The organism is Aeropyrum camini SY1 = JCM 12091 (assembly GCF_000591035.1).
Classification (GTDB): Archaea; Thermoproteota; Thermoprotei_A; order Sulfolobales; family Acidilobaceae; genus Aeropyrum; species Aeropyrum camini.
This window is the reverse complement of the sequence record NC_022521.1, coordinates 1,206,819-1,224,126: the sequence shown is the minus strand read 5'-3', so window position 1 is coordinate 1,224,126 and position 17,308 is coordinate 1,206,819. Positions and strand designations below refer to the sequence as shown.

The following is a 17,308-nucleotide window of genomic DNA, read 5'->3' as shown; positions in this document are numbered from 1 at the left end:
CCCGGGGGCCTCGCCATATGGGGGGTCCACACGGAGCCTAATAACCCTTACCAACGAGATAAGAGTATATACTCCCCCAGCCGGAGGGGAAAACATTGAGGTACAAAAACAACCACACACAAAAATATATACAAACAAGGAGGGAGGTCCAACCAAACCTAATAAACATAACCCCAATCTAAACGTATATACATCCCTCCAGAAAAGGGGAAAAGATTTGGGTGCTGTCTTTTAGGTGTATGCATTGTTGGGGTCTTATTTTCTTATGTGTTATCTAGCTAATATTGGGAGGTGTATTCGGATTAGTATTCTTAATGGTAGCCTGGAAGTTTTAGCCAGAAGGGTTAGGGGACGGTCTTCTGGTTGTGGTTTATGGTTTCTACTGGATAGAGTTGCAAGGGGTATAACACAGGCGATTTTTCGAGATAGTGAAAGCGTTATAGGGAGGGAGATAGAGTTTAGACTGTTTATATTGTTTATGGTGGAGTTTTGGTGGGCCCGCGGGGATTTGAACCCCGGACCTCCGCCGCGTCAGGGCGGCGTCCTAACCAGGCTAGACGACGGGCCCTTGGGCCCCAGTGGTAACAGTTCTTATCGGGGCGGGGTCTTATAGGTTTCCGCCTTCTATGCTTCAAGTTTTACCCTGTGGTTCGCACTATACCTTAACTGGGTATTAGAGGACCTCTATCTTGGAGGTGTCTTTAGGCTTATGCCCGGGCTTAGCTGCTATGAGCTTCGCTCAGAGTTTCCTGAGCTGGAGAGGGGGGTTGTTTATCTGGATAATGCTGCGAGCACCCTTAAGCCCCGGCGTGTTGTAGAGGCTATGAGAGAGTTCTCTTATAGGAGCTACGCCAATGTTCACCGCGGCGTCCACAGGCTTAGCATAGAGGCTAGTAAGGCTTACGAGGAGGCGCAAGACGTTGTGGCCAGGCTCGTGGGGGGCAGCTGGGACGAGGTTGTCTTCACCCGCAACACTACCGAGGCTATGCAGCTAGCCGCCCTAACGCTGGCCTACAACGGCCTCCTCAGGGGCGGCGAGGTCCTGGTGACAGCTGGCGACCACCACTCCACACTGCTTCCCTGGGTCAGGGCCGCCAGGCTAGGGGGTGGAAGGGCCAGGATACTACCCCTGGACGGCAGGGGGGTGCCCAGGTGGGATCTGCTAGACGACTATGTAACAGAGGATACAAGGGTTGTGGCGGTTGGGCATGTGTCCAACGTGACCGGGGCTGTAGCACCCGTGGAGGACGTAGTGAGGGCCGCAAGGAGGGTGAGCGCCCTCGTCGTCCTAGACTCAGCCCAGGGAGTCCCCCACCTGCCAGTAGACTTCAGGAGGATGGGGGTTGATATGGCGGCCTTCAGCGGGCACAAGATGCTGGGGCCAACCGGTATAGGGGTGCTTTGGGCCAGGAGAGATCTACTAGAGGAGCTGGAGCCGCCGCTAGGCGGGGGAGGAACTGTATCTAGGGTTAGGCTTAAGGGGGGCTCGGTCGAGATAGAGTGGGAGGAGCCTCCGTGGAAGTTCGAAGCCGGGACACCGCCTATCATAGAGGCCGTCGGCCTTGCAGAGGCGGCTGAGATGCTCATGGAGATAGGTATGGAGCGGGTGGCGGAGCATGAGGACGAGCTCACAGGATACACTATGAAGCTGCTGGAGCCCCTCTACAGGGAGGGCCTCATACGCTACGTAGGCCCCGACAATCCGGGGGAGAGGCACGGTATAGTCTCTATAACCACACACCTGAAAAGCCCCGACGAGCTGGGCCTCCTCCTGGACAGGAAGGGGATAGCAGTCAGGACAGGCCTGCACTGCGCCCACATACTACACGACCATGTAGGCGCCAGCACGGGGAGCGTGAGGGCCAGCTTCTACATCTACAACTGCAAGGAGGATGCCGAGAGGCTCGCAGAAGCCCTAGAGGAGATACTCACCACGAGGAGGTAACGCTTTTAGCCACAGCAGGAGATAAAACGAAAGAGGATCCAGGAGGCGAAGGAGAGGGGGCCCGTAGCTCAGCCAGGATAGAGCGCCGGCCTCCTAAGCCGGTGGTCGGGGGTTCAAATCCCCCCGGGCCCGCCACACCACCAGGGAAAGGGCTGGGGCTCCTAACTCATATGCCTTGGGTAGAGGCGTCGAGATAGCTCAGGTCTTTAGCGCGTAACTTAAATTATCCGTACTACCACTAGCGTTGACTCCCCGTCTCCTCCCTAGGCTTCCTCTCTCTGGCGAGCCTGTGGCTTATCTCATGGTTTATAGCGTCCTTCACCTCAACCTTATCGGCCTTAAGAAGAAATATGGGTCTCCCCAGTATCCCGCGCCTCGCCTCCGACTCAATACTGGGGTCCATGCCCTGCTCGGGCATGGCAACATCTACTTGCCCGGGCTTGCGGACTTCAATACCTCCCTTGCCCGGGCTTGCTCTCTCGCCTGCGAAGGTTTCTACCCGATGCTCCGCGCCCATCTCACCCTGCTCTTCAATCTCGACGGGCTCCCTCCGCCTGGCCTCTTCCCCCTTCTTCTCTCCACTACCAGACAAAATGTTAACCTCCTTAACTACTAGACTAGATATATGACATGTTATATTTTGTATTTAGAGAGTCCTACTATTATTTACAAGTCTAGAATCTCTGTAAATAGACCTTATCCTCGTGGAAAGCTGCCAGGCCGAGGAAGGACAGTAGGCCTACATTGAGCAGAAAACTCCTGAGCTCTCTCCTCCTAGACCCTGTTAGTAGCTTTTTGAGGCTGCATTCTTCGAGCTGGTAATTGCAGTACACCTCAATACCATGCACCGCCCCACATGTCGATGCTTTCTCCCTGCTGCAAGACTCTAGCAGGCTTACAGCGTTGTCTATGTCCACAGCGTTCTCTAGAAGCGGCCTATACACCTCAATGTAGTATTCGTACTCGTTTCTTATGCCGTGGAAGAATCTCTTGAGGACTCCCTCCCCGCCCTCCTTTGTCGAGGATATGTAGCTGTGGAGGGCGTATATGATGCAGTTGAGGCGGTGTATCTCGAACCCTGTGCTACCGGGCTCGTGACCCACTATAGCAGTGACACGCCAATCCCCGGCTTTGCCTGGGTCGAGTAGAACGCGCAGTCTAACCCCGTTCACCTCGAAAACCCCTCTAGCATCCTCGTCCTCGGGAACAAGCATGTCATCCCTCCTCTGGAAACCGAAGCCATAGACTTCCTCCAGGTAGTATATGGGTGTGGAGAAGAAGCTGTTCAGCATGAAGGACACCGGGTTGTACAGGGGGAGTATTCTCCTGCTCGAGTCCAGCACGTCCCTCAGGGCGTAGACGGCGGAAAGCGGGTCTTCAACATCATACACCCTACCCGCCGCCAATTCCTCCACGTTATAGCCTCTACTCCTAAGCAGCTGCTCCAGCGTTGAGGCTATGCTCGCTATAGCGTCGACCACAACGCTACCCTCACCCGCCACCACTATATCCCGGCCAGCCTCCCGCGGCCCCACCCCGCCAAGCACCCTAGAAGCGAGCTTCCTTAAATCGTCTCCAGAAATCCTTATGCCCAGGGCCTCGCTGGTGAAAAGCCCTAGAGCCCTATGGCTATACCTTTGCTCGTCGACCTTAAAACCGCCGAGCACCATCTTCCTAGCACTCTCACTCTCGCCAGCCAAAAGCTCTTCAACACTCTTCCCAGCAAGCCTACCCTCCAGTTCTCTGTAGAGTCTTAGAAAGCCGCTGGCATGGGTGTAGAGGCGGGCTAGGAGGTTCCAGAAGCTATGCCACTCCTCCCTGTCGAACATCTGGCGCCTCAATTCATCTTCAAGCACTTTTGATCTCCCAGAATTATTGGAGTATTAAGTTAAAGCGCATTTATGTGGTTATAGTAATTTAGAGTTTTAGCAATAGTTTAGAGGGTTTAAAGGTTATCCAGTATGTATTTATATATGCCACGAGCTGAGAATTTTTAGGAACAGTGTTCTCCACTTCAAAAGATAAATCATACTAGGTTTCTATTTCCTCCTCGAACGGCTCTGCCCCGAGATATTTCCTTGCAAGCATGTCTACCTCCTCGTCCACAGCCTCTCTGAACCCCTCATTCTCTGCCAAGCTCTTCAGGCTCTTGATATCCTCGCAGGCAGCTATAGCCCGCTCAAAGGGTATGGGGGCTATGAGGTTGTAGTCCTCCAGGAAAATCTTGAATATTTTCCTCCTGCTATCTACAACCACATGTATACACGGCGGGTTGTCGCAGCGGTAGCTCTTCTCCACTTTCCTGGGCATGGCGGCGGCACCTACTACAGTATTCTCTTACCACACTACAGGTTTATAGTTGAGGCCCAGCCCCTCCATACTATTCATGCTTGCCCTGGCTTTGGTCACAGTTCTCCACCTCCACTATTATGTTCCTTATCTTCAGCCCTGATTCCCCCAGCTTCTCAGCTATCCCCCCCAGGTCGACGTCCATGTCTGTTATCTTGCCTGTGTCGAGGCAGTGGAGGTTTATGTGGAAGTGGGGCCTGTCTATATGTATCTTCCCGTTTATCTCGAACGTCTTTATGAAGCCCAGCTCCTCCAGCAGCTTGAGTGTGTGATAGACTGTGGACACGCTTATACCGGGCATATCCCTGGAGATCTTCTCGTGGATCTCCCTCAAGCTCTCGTGCTTTTCCACGTTACCGAGGACGTACTTTACGAGAGCCACCCTCTGGGGGGTGAGCCTCATACCCCTTTTCCTAATCATGTTGAGGACCTGGTACAGCTGCTTATCGTCCACACCGTCCACCTCGGGGGCGGCCAGCCCAGGCTCTGCAGCGTGTCCCTTAAATATCCTCTGGCCTCCACGGTCTTTATAACAACATATTTACGTCTAGCGTCTCAGAGGCCCACCAGCGGGTAGTACTGCGGGGGGTAGCCGTCTTGGGTAGGAGGCCTGTTGACAGCCGCCTCTTCAGGCTGCTCTGGGGCAGGCTGGCCCTCCAGTTCTCGCCCGAGGCTGCTGATGCCCTACTGAGTGTTGGGGGGCTTGAGGTGAGCTTTGGTGCTGGAGGGCGTGTGAGGCAGGTTTGGGCGGGGGGTGAGCCGTATCTCACGCTTAGGGCTGGGGACGGGTATTTCAGCCTCTCTCGGAGGGCGGGCGAGGTCCTCAGGAGGGCTGTAGCTAGGCCTCGTTTCAGGGTTGTAGTGGGGAGGGGTGTCGAGCTGGTGGGCTCCGTGTTCGCCAGGCAGGTTGTGGGTGGTGACGATGGTTTGAGGCCTGGGGACGAGGCTGTAGTTGTCGACGAGGACGATAGGCTGCTGGGTGTGGGCAGGGTTAGGATACCCCTAGTTTTTATAAGGGGGCTTGACAGGGGAGAGGTTGTTAGGCTTAGGTGAACGGGGGGTTCTAGGGTTTGGTTGAGGAGATTAAGGTTGTCAGCGACCTGTCCAAGGACGAGCTTGAGGGCGCCACTGCCGTAACGGGCTTCCGCGGCTTCGGCCTGGTGGGCTACCTCGTCTCCAAGCACCTAGCCCTCTCCCTGGGCTCCAGCAAGAGGGGCTATATACTCTCCCCGGTCATGCCCCCGGTAGTCATAGTTGAGGACGACGGCCCGGGATACCCGTTCGACATCTACTACTCGCGGGACAAGAGGGTGCTAACCATCGTCCACAGGGCCAACCCCGAGAGGGAGGTCCAGGACGAGTACCTCTACACGCTGGCCCTCTGGCTGAGGGAGATGGGTGTTGGGAAGGTTATACTCGTGGGAGGGCTTAACATGGAGTTCATGCCGCGCGAGGAGAAGCACGGGTACAGGTGGCTGGCCAACAGGCACTACAAGGGGCCCCAGCTCGAGGCCCCAACTATGGAGGCGGGGCTTGGCGTGGTGGGCCCCCTAGCCCTACTCTACATGTACCTAGACTATCTAGGCGTCCCCGCCGCCATGGTGCTCCCCTACAGCGTGGCGGAGAGAGTCGACTACGAGGCAGCAATAAGGGGTTTGAAGGTTATAGGCGGCAGTATAATAGGGGTTGAGATACCCACGGACGAGATAGAGAAGATGGCCTCCATGCAGCGTGAGATATTGGAGACGCTCAGCCGTATGATAGAGGGTGAGGAGGAGAGGGAGAGCGGCGGTATATACATGTAGTCGGGCGTTAGGCGTGCTATGGGCTAGCGCAGGCCTCATCGACCTCCAGATCCACTCCCGCCAAAGACCTAAGCGCCTAAACAGTCCGGGCCTGCCACTCAACCCTGCCGCAGTACTCCAGCCTAACCTGGAACCCCCTGGCCCTTAGCGTCGACACCGTGGAGACTATCTTAGAGGCTAGGTCTTCTATGACCTCCTCCGGCAGCCCCTCCTGCGGGTAGTCCATCTGGAGGGAGGGGTAGGCGCCGCAGGCCTCCACAGGAATCACGCCCAGGAACGGCTGGTAAAAAAGAATCCACTCCTCCCCGCCCACCATAGACTCGCACTCCCCAGGCTCGGGCTTCGGGTCCAGAGGCTTCAAAACAGCCCTCCCGCCACCCCACCTCTCGGCTACCGCCTCAACCAGCCTCGCCGCATCCCCATAGAACCTCCTGAGCCGTGGGTTGCTTAGGCTCTCAACCCCGTACGCCCTAACACCCCTCACAACACCCCTACCCCTCGCCGACCCTCTCTCCAGCATGTCCACATACCTGCCCATCCTAGCCATAACCCTCGCCGTGGAGGGGTGTTTCCTGGAGGTCTCCTCAAGCAGCTCCCAGAGCCTCCCCTCGCGTATAGCCTGCTTCACCCTCCTCAGCGACGCCGCTATCACGTAGAGGTTGTGGAGCGCCAGGAGCCTCGTCCTCTCCCCCCTATCCATCTCCCTGAGCTCCTGGGGTGTGTACCTGCTGCAGACGGGGCATGAGCAGGGTAGGTAGTCGAGGTCCTCAATCCTGTACACCCCATGCTCGGTTATGTAGCGGCCCTCCCTAGCGTAGAGTATGTAGGAGGCGGAGTCGAAAGTGTCGACACCAAGGGCTACAGCGTAGGGTAATACCAGGGGGTGGCCCGCGCCGAACAGGTGGACGGGCCTGCCCCAGGGTAGGTGTTTCTTAGCCCGGTACACAGCCTCGACAACCACGTGGTACATATAGCGCTCTAGGAATACTGTGGGGCTCCCTATGCCGTACATCCTGTAATAGCCCAGCCTGCTCCCCACCCTGGCGCTCTCCTCCACCAGGTCGAAATACCGGCCCCCCTGGACCGGGTAGACCCATATCCTCTCGTCACCCTCTATCATGCCCCGAGCCTCCACGGCCCTCCTTATAGTCTCCCTAACACTCTCCTCAGCCTCCCTCCTCCCAACATCCCCCGTGGGTATATCGAGTATCACAGCTATGTCGCTCCCCAGCCTCTTCTGATACTCTATAGCCTCCTCCTGGCTCAGCTCGACCCCGCCGTACTCGAGTATCTGGTAGGCCCCGGAGTCCGTCATTACAACACCCTGGAAGCCCAGGATGCCGTGGACACCCTTCTCGGCCGCCTCCCGGCCGAAGCGCTTCCACAGGAGGTAGGCGTTGGTTATAACCTGGCCGAACCCGGCGGCCCTAACCTCCTCCACACTAACCTCCTGCCTATAAACGTCTATCACCGGGAAGAAGGCTGGAGTCTCTACGGCACCGTGGGCCGTGTAGATCCTGCCTATCCTGCCAGCCAAATCCACATCCCTAATCTCAAACACCGCCAGGGCCACACCCATTCATCCAGCAAGGCGGCCAACGTTAATAGCCCCGGAATCCAAGCCCCGGTTTGAGGGTGGACGGCTTTTGGCTGCCAAGCTGGATCTCAAGATCGAGGAGATAGAGCCCGGGAGGCTGCAGGGACAGCTGATAGCGACGGCTAAGTCGAGAAAGGCCACTGTAAAGTTTGACGTGATAGAGGACCTCATACCACTCTCCAAGGGGGATAGGATCGTTATCGAGGTTCGAGAGGAGAAGCCCTCGAGCCTTGACAAATACGTCTTCTGCGGCCACGGCTACAAGGTGCCCTCGGAGAAGGATGGTGTTGACATACTGTCGGTGTGGGGCATAATATTTGTCTTCGAGCCGCCTATAGATCTCCAGGCAGAGAAGAAGTATTATATATGCATTTACAAGAGGGAGCAGAAGAGGAGGGCTAGGAAGAAGACCGCCTAAGCGAACCATGGAAACCCGGGAGTAGCGCGCCAGTAGAGCGCGCCCCCCCGGCGGCTCGTGGGGGTCGGGATAGGAGGCTATATAACGGTGGCTATGGTGTCGTCCCCGCTGCTCTGCGGGGCTCTCATGAAGGGGTCTCCACCGCCCCTCTTCTCCAGCGCCGCCTTAACCTTCTCCACCGCCCTGACCATATCGTCCATGGTTATGACCCTTGATCCCCGTCTTATAGCGTTGTAGCCCGCCTCTACCACGACCGCCTTGAGGTCGGCGCCGCTGAAGCCCTCGGTAAGCCTTGCTATGGCCTCCAGGTTGACGTCTGGGGCTAGCTTCGCCCTCCTAGTGTGGATGCTAAGTATCTCAAGCCTCCCCTTAAGGCTTGGTAGGGGGACTTCTATTATCCTATCGAACCTGCCGGGCCTTAGGACGGCCGGGTCTATGAGGTCTAGCCTGTTTGTCGCGGCTATGATCTTGACGTTGTCCAGGGGGTTGAAGCCGTCTAGCTCGGCCAGCAGCTGGAGCATGGTCCTCTGCACCTCCCTATCCCCGCTAGTCCCTATGTCGACTCTGCGGGATGCGATGGCATCTATCTCGTCGATGAACAGTATTGAGGGGGCCTTCTCCCTGGCCAGCCTGAATATCTCCCTCACGAGCCTCGCCCCCTCCCCGATAAACTTGTTGACAAGCTCGCTACCAACAACCCTAATGAAAGTTGCCTCCGTCTCCCCCGCCACAGCCTTAGCCAGCAGAGTCTTCCCCGTCCCCGGGGGGCCGTGGAGTAGAACCCCCTTGGGAGGGTCTATCCCGAGTTCCCTAAAGAGTTCAGGGCTCTTTATGGGGAGAACAACAGCCTCGTATATCTCCCTTATCTGCTCCTCCAGCCCCCCGACGTCCTTGAAGAACACCTTCGGCCTCTCCTCAACCTCCATAGCCTTAACCAGCGGATCATACCTCCCCGGCAGCACGTCGACGATGGTCGACCCCCTGTTGTTGAGGGCTACTATAGACCCGGGCTTGAGGGACCGGGTGTCCACGCCGGCTGCAACGTTAACTATAAGGTTGGGGCCCGTGCTGCTCTTCACCACCACCCTGTTATCGTCTATGACCTCAAGGACGACCGCCTCTATGTAGGGCGGCGAGAGGAGCTTGGTTATCTCGTTCTTATAATACTCTAGCTCCTTCTGGAGGCTTATCTTCTCCTTAGTCAGGCTGCGCACCTTATCCTTGAGTATCCTTATCTCAACATCCCTCTCGCCGTGCCCCCCGTTATGTTTATGGCTCCTGCTACTCCCTGCGCTGCTTAAAGTCATCTAATCCCCCGTAAACCAATTTAAAGCTAACGGTGTTTAAAAGGCGTGAGGGCCTATATCAAAAAGTTTAAGACGCCGCCTGCACTTGGGTATTTAGGTCCAGACGGCGCCTTAGTATTACTATAGGTGCTCCAGCGGTTTGAAGCAGGCCAGCGCCTACTGCGAGCTGTGCGGTGCTGAGATAAGGGGTAGGCCCTATAGAGTTAGCGTTGAAGGGGTTGAGATGGACCTGTGCCTAAGCTGCTACATGAAGCTAGCCAGGAGCGGCAGGGCCCAGCTGTTGAAGGAGGCGAAGCCCGGCAGGCGGGGCGGGGGTAGAGGGGGCTCTGGAGGCGTTCGGAGGCACCGGAGGGTCCCGATTGACATGTACGACCTGGTGGAGGATTATCCGGAGAGGATTAGGGAGGCGAGGGAGGCGAGGGGATGGAGCACGGCTGTTCTGGCTCAGAAGCTCAGGATAAGCGAGACTATGCTCAGGAGGATAGAGTCTGGCAAGCTGAAGCCGAGCCTAGATCTAGCCAGGAGGATGGAGAAGATGCTGGGTGTCAAGCTTCTCGAGCCTGTGGTTGACGAGGAGGCATACTACGACGAGGAGTATGGGAGAGACTATATAACGCTGGGGGATATAGTGGTGGTAGACAGGGATGAAGAGTAGAAGGAAGGCTCTAATGGTTATACCCAAGCTTCTGGAGAGGCATCTAGACGAGGCCCTGGCCCTTGCCGAGACTGCGGGCTACGAAGTCGCCAGGCTCTGGAGAAACAGGCACCCCAGGATAATCAAGACTGGGCTCCTAGACGTTATAAAGGAGGAGGCGAGGTCCTCGGGTGCCGAGGCCCTCATATACTACGGCGACCTCCAGCCATCCTCCAAGTTCACCGTAATGAAGGAGACGGGCCTGAATATCGTCGACAGGGTCCTACTCATACTGGAAATATTCGCGCTACACGCCTCCTCCAGGGAGGCGTTGCTCCAGATAGAGGCGGCTAGGATAAAGCACGAGATACCCCTCGCCAGGGAGTTCGTGAGGCGGAGCAAGATGGGCGAGTACCCCGGCTTCCTGGGCCCGGGCATGTACGCGGCCGACCAGTACCTCAGGCACCTTAGGAGGAGGCTGGTCAAGATAAGGAGGGAGCTGGAGAAGATAAGGAGCACCAGGGAGCGCAGGCTCTCCACCCGGGCTAGAAGCGGCCTCCGGCAGGTCAGCATAGTAGGCTACGCCTCCGCAGGCAAGACCAGCCTCTTCAACCTCCTGACGGGGGAGGACAAGCCTGTGGGGCCAGAGTACTTCACAACTCTCCAGCCCAAGCACAGCAGGATAACATGGGGGGGTGTGGAGGGGGTTCTAGCGGCTGACACTGTAGGCTTCATACGCGACGTGCCGCCCGAGATAGTGGAGGCGTTCCACGCGACGCTGGCGGAGGTTAAACACTCCGACGCCATAATCTTCGTGATAGACGCCGCGGAGCCCCTAAGCGATATAGAGGAGAAGCTGCACGCTGGCATAGACACCCTGGCCCGCATAGGAGCCCTCTCAGCACCAATGATAATAGCGGCGAACAAGGTCGACGCCCTGCAGCCCCCTGATCTCGGCGAGAGACTCGCATTTATAGAGAGGGAGGCCAGCATACTCCCCCACAAACCCCCCGTTATACCTATATCAGCCAAGACCGGCTGGGGGGTAGACAGGCTTGTGAGGAGCATCTCAACAATAGTCAACGGGAGGAGGCTAGAGAACCTCCCCGAACCGGGGCTCAGAGACTAGCACAGCCCTCAAACCCTCCTAACAACCCGGGGGGTGATTCGCGGTTTGAAGCCCGGCGGGCCATACGGTGACGTCTACGTTCTGAGGCTGGGCCACAGGCGGGAGAGGGATAAGAGGGTGACAACCCACGTGGCCCTAGTCGCCAGGGCCTTCGGGGCCACCGGCTTCGTCCTCGAGGGCGTGTGCGACGAGGGGGTGGTGGAGAGTGTTAAGGGGGTTGTGGCGAGGTGGGGCGGCCCCTTCACGGTTGAGTGCGGCGTCTCGGGGAGGCGGTACGTGAGGATGTGGAGGGAGGGTGGGGGTGAGGTTGTGCACCTCACCATGTACGGGGTTAACGTTGACGATGCTGTCCCTGCTATCGCCGCTAGCCCCAGGAGGAAGCTCGTTGTTGTAGGTGCTGAGAAGGTTGAGAGGTTCTACTACGATGAGGCAGACTGGAATGTCTCCGTGGGGACGCAGCCTCACAGCGAGGTGGCGGCGCTGGCCATATTCCTGGACAGGTTATTTAGGGGTGAGTGGAGGTTTATAGATTATAGTGGAGGGTTTTTAAGGGTTATGGAGAGCCCGAGGGGTAAGAGGGTTGAAAGGAAAGGGTAGGAACAGGGCTGTCAAGAGCCTGGAGATATACGTTAGGAAGCTGGCCCAGGCGAACGGGATAAAGCCTGAGATGGCGGCCCACATATTCCACTTGATATACGAGGAGACCCCAAACGGTGGGATAAGCGACGACGACCTGGAGAGCCTCACAGGCTACAAGCAGAGCGACATAAGGAGGATACTCAGGCTTCTGGGTGATAAGAGGATTATAGTGAGTAGGAAGGGGAGGCACCCGAGGAAGGAGGCGACACGCTATTTCTGGAGGATAGACAGCGACACTATAAACGTGTCCCTCCTAACCCTGAAGAAGAAGGTTCTCGAGAAGCTCGTGATTAAGGAGGCGCACGACAGCGGCAACTCCTACTACACCTGCCCCAGATGCGGCTCCAAGTACAGCTTCGACGAGGCCTTCACCATAGACTTCACCTGCCCCAGATGCGGCGAGGTCCTGGAGGAGGCTGACAGCAGTGAGGGGCTGGAGAGGCTCAGGCGCACGATAGACGATCTGAGGGAGGAGATAGCAAGGGATGAGTCGAGGATTTACCGCGGCTGACATCTTCGCCGGCGGGGGAGGCTTCTCCAGGGGCTTCGAGGAGGCTGGCTTCAGGGTAAGGGTGGCTATAGACAACTACCCACCCGCGGCCAGGACTTACAAGGCAAACTTCCCCCACACGGCATTCATAGCCGACGACGTGAAGGAGGTGGGTTTGGACGAGATAGCCGGTGTCTCTGGCCTGAGGCCGGGGGAGGTTGACGTCGTCATAGCCAGCCCCCCGTGCGAGCCCTTCACGGGGGCCAACCCCAGGAGGATGGAGAGGCCGCTCGACAGGCTCTACAGAGACCCTGCCGGACAGCTCTTCCTACACGCGATAAGGCTCATAGGCCTGCTGAAGCCCAGGTTCTTCGTCATAGAGAATGTTCCAGGCGTAGCCCACCCGGAGATAGAGAGGGCTGTGAGGATAGAGCTGTCGAGGGCTGGCTATAGGAGGGTGTACTTCAACCTTCTGAGGGCCGAGGAGCATGGGACTCCAAGCAGGAGGCTCAGGGTCTTCGTCTCCAACGCAAGGCTGAACCCCCCGCGGAGGAGGGGGCCCAGCGTTGGCGAGGTCCTCAGGGACCTCCCAGACCCCGGGGCGGCGTGGCCGCCGAACCACGAGGCGCCCCCCAGCCTCCCAGCCAGGAAGATGAGGAGGGCCTCCAGGCTCAGGGCGGGGGAGGGGCTCATAGAGTTCCAGGGGGCCGGGGGAAGGAGGATACCCAACTTCATAAGGCTCGACCCCAGCGCCCCCGCCCCCACGGTAATGGGGTCTCGGAGGTTCATACACCCCTGGCAGGACAGGCTCCTGACTGTGAGGGAGCAGGCGAGGCTGATGGGGTTCCCGGACTACCACATATTCCTGGGCAGCAGGGACGCCCAGTATAATATGGTGGGTGAGGCTGTCCCCCCACCCCTGGCGAGGGCTATAGCTGAATACCTCGCAGCCCTACTCGAAGAGGGGAGGGGTGTGTAGTAGGGTTGCGCCTGGAAGTTATACCGGTGCTCCACAACGTCTCCAGCGTCCAGAGGGTTGTGGATATGGCCAGGCTATCCTACAGCCTCGGCCTCGACACCCTGGTGGTCACTAAGGCCTACGGAGGGGCGGCCCAGTCCGGCGTCCCAGAGGCTATGAGGCTGGCTCTGAAGCTGGGCAAGAGCCTCGTCGTCCTGCCGGAGCTGCGGGACGCCGTCAACCTCCTGTCCCCCAGCCAGGTCCTGGCGGTGACGCCCTCGAGGGCCGATAGGATGGTGGGCCCCCGGGGGCTCGAGGGGCTGGAGGGGAGGGTGCTTGTGGTATTCAGCGGTGGGGAGCCGGAGTTCGACCCCAGCGAGGCCGCGGGGGCCGTGAGGGTTTATATAGAGGGTGTTGAGGGTAAGGTCGGCCCCATAGCGGAGGCGGCCCTCATCCTCTACTTCCTCCTCCGGGGAGGCGGTGATGGGAGAGGATAGGCTTAAGGGGGGTATAGTAGGGCTCCTGAGCGAGGCCAGGCGTCTAACAAGCATAATGATAGACCTCTCCATATACAGCGTCGCCTTCGGAGACCGCCTAGCCGCCCTGGAGACCTTGATGCTTGAGGACGATGTGGACGAGATTATAAGGGAGGCTGTCGGCCTGCTCAGCCTAGCTGTGAGGGGGCCCGGCCACACGGGGCTTGCTAAGGGTATAGTGGAGCTGGCTGCCGCGTTCGACAGGGCTAGCGACGCAGCAGGCGACCTAGCGCAGCTCGTCCTCAGGGGCTACCCTCCCCACAAGTACATAACGGCCGCCGCCATATGCTGCGGCGAGGTCGTGGCGGCCCTGAAGGCGGGGAGGCCGCTGGAGAGGCTGGACATGGTCGACGTCCTTATACTGAGGAGGGGTGGCAGGGCTGTGCTGAGCCCCGAGGGTTTCTCCATAAGGGAGGGGGACGTCCTTATAGTGAGGGGGAGCCTGGAGGCGCTGCTCGAGACTGCCGAGGCTATAGGCGCCAGGCCCCCCAGCCCCCCGGCCGACCTGGAGACGCTAATGGCCGACGACACCGCCCGGGGGGTGGCTAGGGCCAAGGTCCTCGCGAGGGCGGGGTTCGACGCCTCCCTCTACAGCCTGCTGGTGGGTGATGCAGGGCTAGCCCGGACTGTTCTTGATATGGAGGAGATGCTCGACAACGATATAATAAGCCTCATGGAGGATATAGTGTCCCAGGTGCTCACTGGCCCCCAGACGCTGACCCTCATACTCTTCCTCAGGAGCCTGGAGGACTTCTCCGACGCGGCTGCCCGGGCCGCAGGGCTAGTTGAGACCGAGCTCCCGAGCAGGGTGCTGGAGAGGACGATAGAGGACCCGTGGGAGTCGTACCTGGCGCTCGAGTACAGGGGGGAGAGGAGGAGGCTCTCGGAGCTTGGCCTCGACGAGGAGGGTCTTGTTATTGTTGCTGCCAAGGTCGGCGGCAAGTGGATCATACCCTTCCTAGAGGACCCGGAGATAGGGCGGGGCGACACCGTTCTAGCAAAGATCTACGCCGGCCAGGCCGCCACCCTTAAGGAGCTGGTTGAGTCTAGAGGATTCGTGGTTAAGAACCAGTAGTCCAAGGGGCGCCCATAGTTGCCCAGGATACCTCCCGAGCTGTGTACGAGGTGCAAGGGGTACAGGCTCCTATGCGGCCTACCCTCCTGCCCCATACTAGACAGGCTGAGGAGCCAGGCCAGGAGCCTTGAGAGGGCTGGCTGGTCACAGGAGCTCCACGGCTCCACACCCCCCTCCATACTCGTGGGGGAGAGGGGCTACCCCGGCGTTAGACTCTACTACATGCTCCCCCCGGGCGTCACAGGCCTCGAGGCCAGGAGGTACGAGGACCCGGCGGGCTGGAGGACCTCCCGCACCCCCATAGGGGCTATAGTCAGGCTCAGGAGCGAGCTTGTCGCCGGCGTCTTAAAGGCCGACGCCCGGAGGCCCCACGAACTCCTGTACGAGAGGGAGATAGGCCCCGCAGCCCTCTCCACCAGGCCTGTCGACAGCCTCCTAGAGCTAGCCCGCCGACCCGTGCCCAGGGTCTCCTTCGACGGCTACACCAAGCCCGTGGGCCCCACAGCCCCCGCGCGCAGGGTCGAGGTGGAGGGGAACCCTAGGCTAGAGAAGCCCCTGGAGAGGGCTATATGGGAGGATGAGAAGGCCGAGGTCCTCGCCTGGGAGCTGTATAACCGGGGGGTTAACGTCTACACGATACAGAGAGCCCTCTCGATAGGGTTCCTAGGCAGGCTGAAGGCTAGGAGGCTAGTCCCCACGAGGTGGGCCATAACAGCTGTGGACGAGATGCTGTCCAGGAGGCTTAGGAGGCTCCTCAAACACGCCCCCGAGATAGGTGGGGTGGAGGTCTACTACTCCGAGTACCTCCACAACAGGTTCCTAGTAATACTAAAACCGGGGCCCGGCTGGATGGAGTGGATAGAGATATGGCATCCACACACCGTCTGGACCCCCGGCGCAGGCGTGCCCATAGCCTCAGTGGTGCGCGAGGACCCCCTGGGCAGGAAGAGCATGGAGGACGGGGGCTTCAGCGCCGCCAAGCTGCCGGTGCTAGAGCACCTATACTCCCGGGGCAGGAGGGCTGACGTGATAATAGTGAGGGAGGTCCTCCCACAGTACTACGCCCCCGTGGGCAACTGGCATATAAGGGAGACGGTCAAACACGCGCTATCCCAAAAACCGCTCGCCAGAAACCCCCAGCCAGGCGAGCTCGACGCCCTAGCCGCGAGGCTAATAGGCGAGTGGAGCCTCGCTAAGAAGCTCTCGCACCTCATGAAACCCAGGAGAACCTTGGAGGACTACATGGCCTAGCCTATCCCCACTCAACAGCCCCGGACACGGCGGGTTGCGGGTTTTATGTTTCCCTCAGTGTCCTAAACGTGTTAACCCCCCGGTTTACACGGCCGGAGGCCCCGGTACTACCACCCCTCACAATCCACACCCTGTTAGGAGCACATTATTACTGTGGGGTTGGTAGTGTCTGACGACATCTGGAAGGCTGTTAGAGAGTATCTGGAGCAGCATGAGGAGGCTAGGGCTAAAGCCCGTGGTAGGAGGGGGCCTAGGAGCAGGCTTGTCGACGCAATTTTAGTCATGCTCCTGGCCAAGCCTATGAGGGCCGCCGAGATAGCGGGTATACTCGGCTACAGCACCCGCTACATATCCAGCTACCTCAGCTACTGGAAGACGAGGGGCTATGTAGAGTACGAGTCCGGCCTCTGGTACCTCACCACCCTTGGCGAGGAGTATGCCCGGGAGGTCCTCGACAGGGAGAGTAGGGACAGGTTTAACGAGTTCGCCGCCGTGGCGCAGCGTATACTAAACAGTTTACCTGATAAGAGGGCAATAAACAGCAAGAGAGAAGCCCCGCCGCGGAGGCAGGCTGGCCCTCCCTTGCCATTCATTGCCGGGTTAAAAGGTAAACCAGGCAATAAACAGCAAAACAGGGGTCTCGCAGCCTCCTGCGCCTTCGACGTGATAAGCGAGGAGATAGACGAAGAAGAGGCCGAGATAATGAGGTTCCTCCTAGACCACTACGCAAAATGGGGAACAACATACATTTACCTAGACCAGCTGCAAGAGGGAATGCAGGCCGACTTCCAATGGCTGGTGAAGAACCTGAGGAGCCTGCAGACCAAGGGCTTCATATACATATACCGAGACCCCCGCCTGGGCATGAGGGTCGGCATGTCCAAGAAAACAAAGGACGTGGTGGAGGCGTGCAGCGCCGGCCTCGAAGCCTAGCCCCTAGACACCAGTACCTACTACATTACACCCCCCATATTATGGTCCGGGGGGTTCTGGCTGTGTGATTGTTTGTATTACAACCTACAGTATTACCTTTTGTATCATTATATCTGTATTACCTAGACAAGAAAACCTCTAGATAAGCTTGCGCCTGGGGAGGACTCCTTTGCCGGGTGTGGTTGTATATTGTATCGTGGAATTGTGTATACCGGGGGGTTAACGGTGGCTATGTGGTGAAA

The 17,308-nt window shown here is 58.4% G+C and carries 19 protein-coding genes and 2 tRNA genes; 14 read left to right on the top strand and 7 right to left on the bottom strand.

Annotated features, from left to right (window positions below):
* Positions 1–490 precede the first annotated feature (490 nt).
* A tRNA-Val gene (locus tag ACAM_RS06455) sits at positions 491–568 on the bottom strand.
* Between the two features lie 141 nt (positions 569–709).
* Between ACAM_RS06455 and ACAM_RS06450 the strand changes: the two genes are divergently transcribed.
* Positions 710–1,945 carry an aminotransferase class V-fold PLP-dependent enzyme gene (locus ACAM_RS06450; RefSeq protein ID WP_022542012.1) on the top strand — a complete coding sequence of 412 codons (1,236 nt, stop codon included), beginning with the start codon at positions 710–712 and terminating at the stop codon, positions 1,943–1,945.
* 57 nt (positions 1,946–2,002) lie between these two features.
* A tRNA-Arg gene (locus ACAM_RS06445) sits at positions 2,003–2,080 on the top strand.
* A gap of 103 nt (positions 2,081–2,183) precedes the next feature.
* Here ACAM_RS06445 and ACAM_RS06440 read toward each other — a convergent pair.
* The 4 genes from ACAM_RS06440 to ACAM_RS06425 all read right to left on the bottom strand — a co-directional run bounded on the left by ACAM_RS06440 (position 2,184) and on the right by ACAM_RS06425 (position 4,748).
* A complete protein-coding gene (locus ACAM_RS06440; protein WP_022542011.1) occupies positions 2,184–2,537 on the bottom strand; it encodes a hypothetical protein in 354 nt (117 codons plus the stop codon).
* 82 nt (positions 2,538–2,619) lie between these two features.
* Positions 2,620–3,801 carry a hypothetical protein gene (locus ACAM_RS06435; protein ID WP_022542010.1) on the bottom strand — a complete coding sequence of 394 codons (1,182 nt, stop codon included), beginning with the start codon at positions 3,799–3,801 and terminating at the stop codon, positions 2,620–2,622.
* Between the two features lie 175 nt (positions 3,802–3,976).
* Positions 3,977–4,255, bottom strand: coding sequence for a hypothetical protein (locus ACAM_RS06430; RefSeq protein ID WP_022542009.1), 279 nt, complete (start codon positions 4,253–4,255; stop codon positions 3,977–3,979).
* Positions 4,256–4,325: 70 nt separating this feature from the next.
* Positions 4,326–4,748, bottom strand: coding sequence for a Fur family transcriptional regulator (locus tag ACAM_RS06425; RefSeq protein ID WP_022542008.1), 423 nt, complete (start codon positions 4,746–4,748; stop codon positions 4,326–4,328).
* 143 nt (positions 4,749–4,891) lie between these two features.
* On the opposite strand from ACAM_RS06425, the gene ACAM_RS06420 reads away from it, so the two are divergent.
* Both ACAM_RS06420 and ACAM_RS06415 read left to right on the top strand, forming a co-directional pair.
* A complete protein-coding gene (locus ACAM_RS06420) occupies positions 4,892–5,347 on the top strand; it encodes a PUA domain-containing protein (protein ID WP_022542007.1) in 456 nt (151 codons plus the stop codon).
* 17 nt (positions 5,348–5,364) lie between these two features.
* Positions 5,365–6,099, top strand: coding sequence for a proteasome assembly chaperone family protein (locus ACAM_RS06415; protein WP_022542006.1), 735 nt, complete (start codon positions 5,365–5,367; stop codon positions 6,097–6,099).
* 76 nt (positions 6,100–6,175) lie between these two features.
* Here the strand turns inward: ACAM_RS06415 and tgtA are convergent, their stop codons facing one another.
* A complete protein-coding gene (gene tgtA / locus ACAM_RS06410) occupies positions 6,176–7,672 on the bottom strand; it encodes a tRNA guanosine(15) transglycosylase TgtA (RefSeq protein ID WP_232502290.1) in 1,497 nt (498 codons plus the stop codon).
* 73 nt (positions 7,673–7,745) lie between these two features.
* Here tgtA and ACAM_RS06405 point away from each other — a divergent pair, with 73 nt between their 5' ends.
* Positions 7,746–8,114, top strand: coding sequence for a DNA-directed RNA polymerase subunit G (locus ACAM_RS06405; RefSeq protein WP_022542003.1), 369 nt, complete (start codon positions 7,746–7,748; stop codon positions 8,112–8,114).
* Positions 8,115–8,191: 77 nt separating this feature from the next.
* On the opposite strand, the gene ACAM_RS06400 is transcribed toward ACAM_RS06405, so the two are convergent.
* Entirely contained in the window at positions 8,192–9,421 is a 1,230-nt protein-coding gene (locus tag ACAM_RS06400; protein WP_022542002.1) for a proteasome-activating nucleotidase, read from the bottom strand.
* 139 nt (positions 9,422–9,560) lie between these two features.
* On the opposite strand from ACAM_RS06400, the gene ACAM_RS06395 reads away from it, so the two are divergent.
* The 9 genes from ACAM_RS06395 (at position 9,561) to ACAM_RS06355 (ending at position 17,066) form a co-directional block, all read left to right on the top strand.
* Entirely contained in the window at positions 9,561–10,076 is a 516-nt protein-coding gene (locus ACAM_RS06395) for a multiprotein bridging factor aMBF1 (RefSeq protein WP_022542001.1), read from the top strand.
* Positions 10,066–11,184 (top strand): GTPase HflX, encoded by a 1,119-nt coding sequence (gene hflX, locus ACAM_RS06390; protein ID WP_022542000.1) that lies wholly within the window; start codon positions 10,066–10,068, stop codon positions 11,182–11,184. Before ACAM_RS06395 ends, hflX begins: the two co-directional genes overlap by 11 nt.
* 45 nt (positions 11,185–11,229) lie before the next feature.
* The gene (locus tag ACAM_RS06385) at positions 11,230–11,781 is read left to right on the top strand and encodes a tRNA ribose 2'-O-methylase (RefSeq protein ID WP_022541999.1); all 552 of its coding nucleotides are present in this window, start codon (positions 11,230–11,232) and stop codon (positions 11,779–11,781) included.
* Positions 11,765–12,334, top strand: coding sequence for a TFIIB-type zinc ribbon-containing protein (locus ACAM_RS06380; RefSeq protein WP_022541998.1), 570 nt, complete (start codon positions 11,765–11,767; stop codon positions 12,332–12,334). The genes ACAM_RS06385 and ACAM_RS06380 overlap by 17 nt, the downstream gene beginning before the upstream one ends.
* The gene (locus ACAM_RS06375) at positions 12,309–13,292 is read left to right on the top strand and encodes a DNA cytosine methyltransferase (RefSeq protein WP_022541997.1); all 984 of its coding nucleotides are present in this window, start codon (positions 12,309–12,311) and stop codon (positions 13,290–13,292) included. The genes ACAM_RS06380 and ACAM_RS06375 overlap by 26 nt, the downstream gene beginning before the upstream one ends.
* Positions 13,293–13,297: 5 nt before the next feature.
* Positions 13,298–13,768: a RecB-family nuclease gene (locus tag ACAM_RS06370; protein WP_022541996.1), complete on the top strand. Its 471-nt coding sequence runs from the start codon at positions 13,298–13,300 to the stop codon at positions 13,766–13,768.
* Positions 13,755–14,882 (top strand): potassium channel family protein, encoded by a 1,128-nt coding sequence (locus ACAM_RS06365; protein WP_062662656.1) that lies wholly within the window; start codon positions 13,755–13,757, stop codon positions 14,880–14,882. The genes ACAM_RS06370 and ACAM_RS06365 overlap by 14 nt, the downstream gene beginning before the upstream one ends.
* An 18-nt stretch (positions 14,883–14,900) precedes the next feature.
* On the top strand, positions 14,901–16,133 hold the full coding sequence (locus tag ACAM_RS06360) for an Nre family DNA repair protein (RefSeq protein ID WP_022541994.1): 1,233 nt from the start codon (positions 14,901–14,903) through the stop codon (positions 16,131–16,133).
* A 165-nt stretch (positions 16,134–16,298) separates the two neighbouring features.
* Positions 16,299–17,066 (top strand): hypothetical protein, encoded by a 768-nt coding sequence (locus tag ACAM_RS06355; protein WP_022541993.1) that lies wholly within the window; start codon positions 16,299–16,301, stop codon positions 17,064–17,066.
* Positions 17,067–17,308: the final 242 nt, after the last annotated feature.

Coding starts and splice junctions, on each gene's coding strand:
- hflX (WP_022542000.1), top strand. CDS start 10,066: ATGAAGAGTAGAAGGAAGGCTCTAATGGTTATACCCAAGCTTCTGGAG.
- ACAM_RS06365 (WP_062662656.1), top strand. CDS start 13,755: ATGGGAGAGGATAGGCTTAAGGGGGGTATAGTAGGGCTCCTGAGCGAG.
- ACAM_RS06375 (WP_022541997.1), top strand. CDS start 12,309: ATGAGTCGAGGATTTACCGCGGCTGACATCTTCGCCGGCGGGGGAGGC.
- ACAM_RS06400 (WP_022542002.1), bottom strand. CDS start 9,421: ATGACTTTAAGCAGCGCAGGGAGTAGCAGGAGCCATAAACATAACGGG.
- ACAM_RS06450 (WP_022542012.1), top strand. CDS start 710: ATGCCCGGGCTTAGCTGCTATGAGCTTCGCTCAGAGTTTCCTGAGCTG.
- ACAM_RS06430 (WP_022542009.1), bottom strand. CDS start 4,255: ATGCCCAGGAAAGTGGAGAAGAGCTACCGCTGCGACAACCCGCCGTGT.